At 62.7% G+C, this 9183-nt stretch carries 11 protein-coding genes; 8 read left to right on the forward strand and 3 right to left on the reverse strand.

Features of this window, described 5'->3' with window-relative positions; genetic code table 11:
- From PHX69_RS13065 to PHX69_RS13085, 5 genes are all read left to right on the forward strand, one after another.
- Positions 1-432, forward strand: a 432-nt coding sequence (locus PHX69_RS13065) for an EscU/YscU/HrcU family type III secretion system export apparatus switch protein (protein WP_288044224.1), incomplete at its 5' end; no start/stop codon positions are given.
- Complete coding sequence (gene flhA, locus PHX69_RS13070) at positions 429-2513, forward strand: flagellar biosynthesis protein FlhA (RefSeq protein WP_119014146.1); 2085 nt, start codon at positions 429-431, stop codon at positions 2511-2513. The genes PHX69_RS13065 and flhA, both read left to right, overlap by 4 nt.
- Positions 2510-4060: a flagellar biosynthesis GTPase FlhF gene (gene flhF / locus PHX69_RS13075; protein WP_119014145.1), complete on the forward strand. Its 1551-nt coding sequence runs from the start codon at positions 2510-2512 to the stop codon at positions 4058-4060. The genes flhA and flhF overlap by 4 nt, the downstream gene beginning before the upstream one ends.
- The gene (locus PHX69_RS13080) at positions 4053-4868 is read left to right on the forward strand and encodes a hypothetical protein (RefSeq protein WP_119014144.1); all 816 of its coding nucleotides are present in this window, start codon (positions 4053-4055) and stop codon (positions 4866-4868) included. Before flhF ends, PHX69_RS13080 begins: the two co-directional genes overlap by 8 nt.
- A gap of 4 nt (positions 4869-4872) precedes the next feature.
- Positions 4873-5592, forward strand: a complete 720-nt coding sequence (locus PHX69_RS13085; protein WP_119014143.1) for an RNA polymerase sigma factor FliA — start codon at positions 4873-4875, stop codon at positions 5590-5592.
- A 72-nt stretch (positions 5593-5664) separates the two neighbouring features.
- Here PHX69_RS13085 and PHX69_RS13090 read toward each other — a convergent pair whose 3' ends face one another.
- The 3 genes from PHX69_RS13090 to flgA all read right to left on the reverse strand — a co-directional run bounded on the left by PHX69_RS13090 (position 5665) and on the right by flgA (position 7291).
- Positions 5665-6051 carry a hypothetical protein gene (locus PHX69_RS13090; RefSeq protein ID WP_288044226.1) on the reverse strand — a complete coding sequence of 129 codons (387 nt, stop codon included), beginning with the start codon at positions 6049-6051 and terminating at the stop codon, positions 5665-5667.
- A gap of 54 nt (positions 6052-6105) precedes the next feature.
- Complete coding sequence (flgM, locus tag PHX69_RS13095; protein WP_353852415.1) at positions 6106-6456, reverse strand: flagellar biosynthesis anti-sigma factor FlgM; 351 nt, start codon at positions 6454-6456, stop codon at positions 6106-6108.
- 76 nt (positions 6457-6532) lie between these two features.
- The gene (gene flgA, locus PHX69_RS13100; protein WP_119014142.1) at positions 6533-7291 is read right to left on the reverse strand and encodes a flagellar basal body P-ring formation chaperone FlgA; all 759 of its coding nucleotides are present in this window, start codon (positions 7289-7291) and stop codon (positions 6533-6535) included.
- Positions 7292-7523: 232 nt separating this feature from the next.
- On the opposite strand from flgA, the gene flgB reads away from it, so the two are divergent.
- From flgB to PHX69_RS13115, 3 genes are read left to right on the forward strand one after another with little or no spacing between them, the layout of a single operon-like run.
- Entirely contained in the window at positions 7524-7964 is a 441-nt protein-coding gene (gene flgB, locus PHX69_RS13105; protein WP_288044227.1) for a flagellar basal body rod protein FlgB, read from the forward strand.
- 21 nt (positions 7965-7985) lie between these two features.
- Positions 7986-8390 (forward strand): flagellar basal body rod protein FlgC, encoded by a 405-nt coding sequence (gene flgC, locus PHX69_RS13110; protein WP_288044228.1) that lies wholly within the window; start codon positions 7986-7988, stop codon positions 8388-8390.
- Between the two features lie 25 nt (positions 8391-8415).
- A complete protein-coding gene (locus PHX69_RS13115) occupies positions 8416-9090 on the forward strand; it encodes a flagellar hook assembly protein FlgD (protein ID WP_288044229.1) in 675 nt (224 codons plus the stop codon).
- Positions 9091-9183: the final 93 nt, after the last annotated feature.

Genomic DNA, 9183 nt, shown 5'->3' on the forward strand with positions numbered 1-9183 from the left:
CGCCAGCGCCAGCGCCAGCGCGAGATTGCCGACGGCGCCAGCGTCACTGCCGTACCCAAGGCCGACTTTGTGGTGATGAACCCCACCCACTATGCCGTGGCGCTGAAGTACGACGACACCATGAGCGCTCCCCAGGTGATCTCCAAAGGCACCGACCTGATCGCCATGAAGATTCGCGACCTGGCCAACAGCCACGGTGTGCCGGTACTGCAGTCGCCCATGTTGGCCCGCGCACTGTACGCACACGCAGAACTTGACCAACCCATTCCGGCCACGCTGTACACGGCTGTGGCCCAGGTGCTGGCTTACGTATACCGACTCAAGGCGGCCATGCGTGGCGAAGGCCGTATGCCCGATGCGCAGCCTGACCCGTACGTCCCGCCTGAACTCGACCCCCTGAACCGCACCACACCACAAGGCAATCAGCCATGAACATTTCCATGAACTCCGCACGGCAATGGGCGGGCAGTAATGCCTCTGCAGTCCAGGGCCTGTCTGCACCGCTGCTGGTGGTGGCCATTCTGGCGCTGATGGTGTTGCCCATTCCGGCCTGGATGCTGGACGTGTTCTTCACCATCAACATTGCCGTGGCGCTGATGGTGATGATGGTGGCGGCCTACATGCTCAAGCCACTGGACTTTGCTGCGTTTCCGTCAGTGCTGCTGCTGACCACGTTAATGCGCCTGTCGCTGAACGTGGCCTCTACGCGGGTGGTGCTGCTGGAAGGCCACACCGGCCCTGGCGCTGCGGGCGCAGTGATTGAGGCCTTTGGTCACTTTTTGATTGGCGGCAACTTTGCCGTGGGTCTGATCGTTTTTGCGATTTTGGTGGTCATCAACTTCATCGTGATCACCAAGGGCGCCGAGCGCATTGCCGAGGTGTCAGCACGCTTTACCCTGGACGCCATGCCCGGCAAACAAATGGCTGTGGATGCCGACCTGAACGCTGGCCTGATCGATGAAAAAGAAGCCAAGCGCCGCCGCCTGGAAGTGGCTGAAGAAGCCAACTTCTTTGGCTCCATGGACGGCGCCTCCAAATTTGTGCGCGGCGACGCGGTGGCCGGCATTCTGATCTTGCTGATCAACATCGTGGGCGGCTTTGTCATTGGCATGGTTCAGCACGGCCTGTCGGCCAGTAAGGCGGCTGACATCTACATCCTGATGGCCGTGGGCGATGCGCTGGTGGCACAGATTCCGGGGCTGCTGATCTCGGTGGCAGCGGCGATGGTGATTTCGCGCGTGGGCAAAGACTCGGACATGGGCCAGCAGATTGTTCACCAACTGTTCATGTCGCCGCGCGTACTGGGCGTAACGGCAGGCATTCTGATTTTGCTGGGCGTGATTCCGGGCATGCCGCATGTGGTGTTTCTGGGCATTGGTTCGGTACTGGGCTACCTGGCCTGGGTACTGATGCAGCGCGCCAAGGCACCTGTGCAAGAAGAAGCTCCCGCAGCCGCACCCACTGGCGACGGCGATGCCACCTGGGACGACCTGCAACCGGTCGATCTGCTGGGCCTGGAACTGGGCTACCGTCTGATTGCACTGGTGGACAAAAACCGCCAGGGCGACTTGCTGACCCGCATCAAGGGCGTGCGGCGCAAATTTGCCCAGGAAGTCGGCTTTTTGCCGCCCCCGGTGCATGTGCGCGACAACCTGGAGCTCAAGCCCAGCGCCTACCGCCTGACGCTGCGCGGTGTGGTCGTCGGCGAGGGCGAGGCCTTCCCCGGCATGTTCCTGGCCATCAACCCGGGCGGCATCTCTACCCCACTGATTGGCACACCCACCACCGATCCGGCCTTTGGTTTGCCCGCGCACTGGATCGACGAACAGCAAAAAGAAGCGGCGCAAATGGCAGGCTTTACCGTCGTTGATTCGGAAACCGTGATGGCGACACATTTGTCACACTTGATGCAAGTTCAGGCCACCAAGTTGCTGAGTCGCACAGAGACCCAACAGCTGGTGGAACACGTTGCCAAGCTGGCGCCCAAATTGATAGAAGAGGTGATCCCGAAAATGGTTTCGATCACGACGTTCCAAAAAGTGCTGCAGTTGCTGCTGGAGGAGTCGGTGCATATCCGCGACATCCGCACCATCATCGAGACGCTGGCCGAGCACGCAGGCAACACAGCCGACCCACAAGAGCTGGCACGGCGCGTTCGCATCGCCCTGTCGCCCGCCATCGTGCAGCAAATTTATGGCCCGACACGCGAATTGAGCGTGATTGCCATCGAGCCCGGCCTGGAGCGCCTGCTGGTGCAAGCCCTGGGCAACCCCGCAGGCCCGGCGCTGGACCCCGGTGTGGCAGACATCCTGACGCAAAGGGCAGCCGAGGTGGCACTGAAGCAGGAAGAGATCGGCCTGCCCGCCTGCCTGCTCGTGCCCGACGCCATCCGCAGCGCCATCTCACGCCTGGTACGCCGCATGGCACCACGCCTGCAAGTGCTGGGGCACAGCGAAATTCCTGAAACACACACCATCCGCATTGGGCCCGTCCTCAAAGGAGCATCGGCATGAACATCAAACGCTTTTACGCAGCCACCGCCCGTGAGGCACTGGCCAAGGCGCGCATGACCTTTGGGGACGGCACGCTGATTTTGTCCAACCGCCCCACACCCGACGGTGTGGAAGTGGTGGCGACGGCAGAAGAGTCGCTGAGCTCGTCTTTGGAGCGCGCAGACGACCTGCCCCTGTCGGCACCGGCGCCAGCACCGGAGGCATTCAAAGAAGCCTTCAAGCCAGCGCCCCAGCCCGCGGCACGTCCCCAGGCCAGCCCTGCACACACAGCCAGCGTGTCCGAGCGCAATCCGGTGCATGAAGACACCGAGCAATTGGCCATGAGCACGCTGTCGTTCCAAGACTATGTGCGTGAACGCATGCTGCGTCGGCGCCACGAGGCACTGCAAGGCAACGCCCCCGCCGAAGCACAGCAGCCTCTGCGCCGCGACCCGCGCGAGACCCGTGCCCCGCTGGCGCCCCTGGGCCAGCCAGCGCCGCTGTATGCCGCACCGGAGTACGCCCATGAACACCACCATCCAGCCACCACCATGCACCAGCCTGCGCTGCAAGTTCGCCGCGATCCGGCACCGGCCTTGATGCCGACGCCTGCGGTCAACGAACAAGGGCTGTTCCAGGAGCTGCAGTCCATGAAGGATCTGATTGAAGATCGCTTCAACACACTGTCCTGGCTGGGACAAGCCCGCCAGAACCCGATCCAGTCCAACCTGATGCTCAAGCTGATCCGCTCGGGCTACTCGCCCGCACTGGCACGCACGGTACTGGAACGCCTGCCCGACGATCTGGGTGCAGGCGAGGCCGTGCGTTGGCTGATGGGCGTACTGGAGCGCAACCTCAAAACCGATGCTGGTACACGTCCGCTGTACGACGAAGGCGGGGTGTATGCACTGGTAGGCGCCACTGGCGTGGGCAAAACTACCACCACCGCCAAGCTGGCAGCGCTGTGCGCCCGTATCCATGGGCCCTCCAGCGTAGGGCTGATCACACTGGACACCTACCGCGTGGGTGCCCACGACCAGTTGCGCACCTACGGCCGCATGCTGGGTGTAGTGGCTCACCTGGCACACGACCAGGCAGCCCTGCAAGACCTGCTGGGCCTGCTCAGCGGCAAAAAGATGGTGTTGATAGACACCGCAGGGGTGGCCCCCCGCGATCCACGCAAGCGCGACATGCTTGATGTGCTGGATCTGCCCCATATCAAGCGGCTGCTGGTGCTCAACGCAGGCAGCCATGGCGATACCCTGGATGATGTGCTCACTGCCTTCAAGACCACCGGGTCGCAGCAAGCCATCTTGTCCAAGGTGGACGAGGCCGTCAAACTCGGCCCTCCACTGGATGCGCTGATCCGCCACCAGATGGTGCTGCGCGGTGTCACCAATGGCCAGCGCGTCCCCGAAGACTGGGAAGCGGCCGATGCCAACAAGCTGGTGGGCATGTCCATGCGCTCGCCTGCACGCTCGGCATTCGACCCCAAAGAAACAGAGTTGAACTTCTTCTTCTCACGAACCACGGAGCATGTCTCCGACAGGGGGCTGATCCATGCTTGAGAACAGTTTTCACCAAGGTACGGGCTTGCACTGCAACCGACCACAGGATGAGTTGCGCCTGTTGGTCGTGGCCAGCCGGGAAGATGCACGGCAAACGCAGGAAACCTTGTGGCAGGTCTGCGCGCACCTCCAGCGCTTGGGCTACCCCGTGGTGGTGCTGGATGCCACCGCCGTCGAAACAGACCGCACCCCGGGACTGTTGCAATTATTGACGCACTCGCCCTGGGACAACGGCGGCCAGCCACATGCCAACGCCAACACATCGACACTGACCGTAGTGCCTGCTGCACTGGGTTTGCTGACACTGGTCAACACCGCCCAGCGCAAAGGCCTGCCACTGCAAACCCTTGAGCCTCTGGAGCCTATCTTCCGGCGCTACGCGGTCGTAGTGTTGCACGCCCCGCTGGAGTTACTGACCTCGCCCTTGCTGGCGGGTAGCCCGGCCATGCCACTGCTGATCACGCACCCGGGCAAAACAGAGCTGGTGGAGTGCTACCGCCAACTCAAGCACCTGGCTATTCATGCCGGACTGACAGGCATGGTGGCTTACATGGCGCCGTCGGATGATGCCGCCGCGCAAGACCAGGCCCGGGAAAACATCCAGGCCCTGGAGCGCTGCGCGGCGCACCACCTGGGACAACGCCTGCGCGCTACGCTGCTGCATGAAGACCGCGCCCAAGACATGCAACGCCTGGCGTTGCTGCTCCTGGAAAACGCGGGCACCATCACCGCCCCGGCGCCGGTGTCTTGGCCACTCAACCCGCTGGCAAGCTCGGCCATCTACGCGCCTTTTGTCCAAAGCCACTGAAGTGATGTACACCGCCAAAGGCCAGCTTGATCGCGACGCCCTGATTCGCCAGTACCTGCCACTGGTGCGGCGTCTGGCAAACCACATGATCGCCAAACTGCCACCCAACGTGGAGTTGGACGATCTGGTTCAGGTCGGCATGATCGGGCTGACCGAAGCGTTGTCGCGTTATGAAGCCACCCAAGGCGTGCAGTTCGAGACTTTCGCCACGCAGCGCATTCGTGGCGCCATGCTGGACGAACTGCGCGAAGGCGACTGGATGTCACGCAGTTCGCGCAAAAGCCAGAAAGACATTGAGCGTGCGGTGCAACGGCTGGAGCAAAAGCTGGGCCGCAGCCCGCTGGAATCAGAGATTGCCCAAGAAATGGAGATGAGCCTGTCGGACTACCAGTCGCTGCTGGGCAAGGTGCGCGGCACACAGCTGGTGTACCTGGAAGATATGGCGCATGGCGAGGGCGATGATGGCGAGGGCTTTCTGGAGCGCCACCTAGCAGACACAGGCACAGATCCGGTGAACTTGCTGCGTGACCAGCGGCTGCGCACCGCCCTGGTCAGTGCCATCCATACCTTGCCCGAGCGTGAGCAATACATCATGGGCATGTACTACGAGCACGACATGAACCTCAAGGAAATCGCTGCGGTACTGGGCGTGACCGAATCGCGCGTGTGCCAACTGCACAGCCAGTCGATTGCGCGATTGCGCGCCAAAATGCGGACACACTGAGCACCTGCCTGCTCCATCAAAAAAGGCCAGTCGCCCACAGCGACTGGCCTTTGTTTATACAACCCGCCCGTATCAACCTGCGGCGCTGTAAATGCGTGCTGCGCCAGAAACACCCGCAGAAAACCCCAGGCCCGGGGCATAGGTGGGAGCGCTCTCAGCGGGGGGCAACAGCACCTCCGCTTGGCGATCTGCCACAGCGGCCAAGCGTGCCAGGCTGTCACGGTGAATGGACAGTGTGGCATGAATCTGCTGAATCCGGCGCTGTAGTGGCTCGGACAGAACCTGCCCCTGAAGCCCGCCCAAGGCGGCCACAAAATCAATGGCGACCTGGCGCATCTGCTCACTGCACGTCTGCAATGCAAAAGGATCGGGCGCCAACAACGCCGCAGACAACTCTTGCAACTGTGCCTCTACGGCCACCAGCGCATGCTCCAGAAAAGAGGGGGAAGAACGCATCATGGGAATAGGCTCAGACGGGTAGTAAAACAAAAAGAGAAACTGCCACCGCCAGCGCTACGCGTCGTGCCGCCCCATGCGAGAGAGCACTTCTTGCGCGTTGGAGAGCAACTTGTCTGCAATGGCAGAGGCATCAATGCGGAACGTGCCTGCGTCAATGGCAGCACGCATGGCTTTAACGCGGACCGCATCAAAATCTCCCGCAGCCCGGCCTGGTGGTTCCAGATCGCGGGCGCTGCGCGAAAAAGTGACAGTGCTGGGCGCACGGCTGGCCGAAGCGGCTGGAGCGCTTTTGGCAAGCCCGTCAGCAGCCGATGCAGCAGCCTGGGCCTGCTTGGCAGGCCCTGAGTGCACTACGGTGCCGGGCAACTCGGGTTGGTGTCCTATCTTTATCACTTTGTCCTCCACCGCCTCTTGGATTGCGAGGCGTCAGTGCCTTGTTATCGGCCTGTGGGGGTTGGACTTTAGCGCCCAAGTGAATCTGTTACAGAGAGACATCTACGGTGCCGTTCTCGCTCACCACACCCGTGACGGTCTTGCCATTGGCCATGCGCACACGCACCGTCTCGCCGACGGCCCCTGCGGCCATGGCCTGGCCTGCGGCGCTGATCGCAAAACCAGGCCCTTGGGACACCACACGCACCTGGGCACCGGCCTGAAACAGGCGTGGTGCCCGCAGCATGGACTGGCGCAACGCCTGGCCGGCCTGCAACGAGCGCGCAGCCACCTGGCCCACCCATTGCTCAGGATCAGCCACCACAGAGGCTTGCTCTGCGGCCCAGTCCACCTCCGTCTGCACCGCATCGGCCTGCGACAACACCGCTCCCGAGGCCACGCTGCCGGTCAGTACCCAGGCCGGGCCATACGCCTTGACGGTGATGGGTAAAAACACGTTCCAGCGCGCGGGCCCAGCCACACAGCGCAACCCCAGACGGGAGCGTCCCCACAGCCGGGTACCCGCAGGCAAATAAGGCTCTACGCGCTCACATGGCGCCAAGCGCAGACGGGGGTCCAATGCCCCCACAGCCACCTCCATGCGCAGCACCGAAGCGGCAGCAGCCGGGCTGCTTTGCAATGCCTGCTCAATCCAGTGCTGGGTGAACTGCTCCAGGTTTTGCTGCGTTTGCGCCTGCACGGCTGGCACACCGCACAGCACGGCCAGACAAGCCAGCGCACGCCGCAACCCCGAGCGCAAAGGTAAGCGCCGGGATGGCAACGGGGTGGAAAAAGCGTTTTCTTGCATGGCAAACCTCCAAAAAATGCACGGCAACGCCCGCGCGCGCAGCAGGCGAGGCGATGGCATGGCCCCACCACTATCGCAGTGGCGGCAAAAACCGATGGGGCGAACTGCGCACCAAAGCCCGCGTTCTTCGTGCTTTAGCAAACTGGGGGCTTTTTCATAATTGCCCACAGGCCAAAGCCACCCCCAGCGGTAGGCAACGGCACACCATGAACCCACGGCAAGAGGCGCAGCCATGATCAACAAGATGACCGAGCGACTGGACTTCCAGGGCAACGCACTGCTGCTGCGTGCCGAGCGCCAGCGCACCATCGCCAGCAACATTGCCAACGCCGACACGCCGGGCTACGTGGCCCGTGATTTCCATTTCGCCAATGCCCTGCGCGAGGCCACCGAAGGCGGCAAACGCCTGGGGGACACGCGCATGGCGCTGGCCCCCGTCACCCACACCAGCCACGCCCCCCTGCCCACCGTAGAGATTGGCAACACCCGCACCGGCACCAACCCCGCCGCCATGGGCTACACCGTGCAGACGCAACCCAGCCTGGACAACAACACCGTAGACCTGGACCGCGAGCGCGCCAACTCGGTCGATAACGCTGTGCGCTATGAGGCCGCACTGCGCTTTATCAACGGCACCGCCAAAACCATGCTCAGTGCCATCCAGGGCCAGTAACCCGACCACAGGAGCCGCACCATGTCGATGTTTTCCATTTTCAACGTCTCGGGCAGCGCCATCAGTGCGCAGTCGCAGCGTCTCAACGTGGTGGCCAGCAACCTGGCCAACGTGGACGCGGTGGCTGGCCCCGACGGCAAAGCCTACAAGGCCCGCCAGGCCGTCTTTCAGACCGTCCCCATGGGCGCCGACGGCACGGCTGGCGTGCGCGTCAGCAACATCCAGGAGAGCGACCTGCCTGGCAAGCGCATCCACGACCCCAGCCACCCGCTGGCCGATGCCGAGGGCTATGTCTCGCACTCCAACGTCAACGCGGTGGAAGAGATGGTCAACATGATTTCGGCCTCGCGCTCCTACCAGAACAACGTCGAGGTCATGAACACAGCCAAGTCGCTGCTGCTCAAGACCCTGCAAATGGGCCAATAAGGCCCGCCCCTGAAAGCGCACCGCCATGACGACCATCAACAACACCACTGCGGCCACCAGCGCCGCCGCCAGCACAGGCAGCACCACCGCCACACGCGATGTCAATGCCAACGACGCTGCCGCCTCGCAAGACCGTTTCCTCAAGTTGTTGGTGGCCCAGCTCAACAACCAAGACCCCATGAACCCGCTGGACAACGCGCAAATGACCTCGCAAATCGCGCAGATCAATACCGTGACCGGCATCCAGCAGCTCAACGACACCGTCAAGGGCCTGGCCAGCCAGTTTGCCTCGCAGCAACTGATGCAGGCCACCGGCATGGTGGGCCGCCAAGTGCTGGTAGAGGGCGACTCCCTGGTGCTGGACACCGAAGCGGACAAGGCTTACGGCGCACTCGATCTGGCAGGCCCCGCCTCCAGCGTCAAAGTGCAGGTGCTGGACGCCAACGGCAAAGAGCTGGGCGTGGTCGATCTGGGCTCGCTCAAGGAAGGGCGCTACAACTTTGCCTGGGACGCCTCCAAGTACGAGGGCGAGGGCGGGCTGCGCTTCAAGGTGATGGCCACCAACGGTGATACCGCCGTGGACAACACCCCGCTGTCCATCGACCAGATCTCTGCCGTGAGCCTGAGCAACGGCGCACTGCAACTGGAACTGGCGCACGGCGGCACGACCACCCAGTCGGGCCTCAAGGCCATTCTTTAATTCGACTCGCCCTCTTTTCAGGAGCACACCATGGGTTTTCAACAAGGTCTCTCGGGTCTGAACGCTGCCAGCAGAAATCTGGACGTGATCGGC

Source organism: Simplicispira sp. (genome assembly GCF_028687295.1).
Classification (GTDB): Bacteria; Pseudomonadota; Gammaproteobacteria; order Burkholderiales; family Burkholderiaceae_C; genus Simplicispira; species Simplicispira metamorpha.

What these genes read in the sequence shown, in the direction of transcription:
- PHX69_RS13115 (WP_288044229.1), top strand. Translation starts at nt 8,416, where the DNA reads ATGACGACCATCAACAACACCACTGCGGCCACCAGCGCCGCCGCCAGC.
- PHX69_RS13090 (WP_288044226.1), bottom strand. Translation starts at nt 6,051, where the DNA reads ATGATGCGTTCTTCCCCCTCTTTTCTGGAGCATGCGCTGGTGGCCGTA.
- PHX69_RS13085 (WP_119014143.1), top strand. Translation starts at nt 4,873, where the DNA reads ATGTACACCGCCAAAGGCCAGCTTGATCGCGACGCCCTGATTCGCCAG.
- flhA (WP_119014146.1), top strand. Translation starts at nt 429, where the DNA reads ATGAACATTTCCATGAACTCCGCACGGCAATGGGCGGGCAGTAATGCC.
- flgA (WP_119014142.1), bottom strand. Translation starts at nt 7,291, where the DNA reads ATGCAAGAAAACGCTTTTTCCACCCCGTTGCCATCCCGGCGCTTACCT.
- flgC (WP_288044228.1), top strand. Translation starts at nt 7,986, where the DNA reads ATGTCGATGTTTTCCATTTTCAACGTCTCGGGCAGCGCCATCAGTGCG.
- flhF (WP_119014145.1), top strand. Translation starts at nt 2,510, where the DNA reads ATGAACATCAAACGCTTTTACGCAGCCACCGCCCGTGAGGCACTGGCC.
- flgB (WP_288044227.1), top strand. Translation starts at nt 7,524, where the DNA reads ATGATCAACAAGATGACCGAGCGACTGGACTTCCAGGGCAACGCACTG.
- PHX69_RS13080 (WP_119014144.1), top strand. Translation starts at nt 4,053, where the DNA reads ATGCTTGAGAACAGTTTTCACCAAGGTACGGGCTTGCACTGCAACCGA.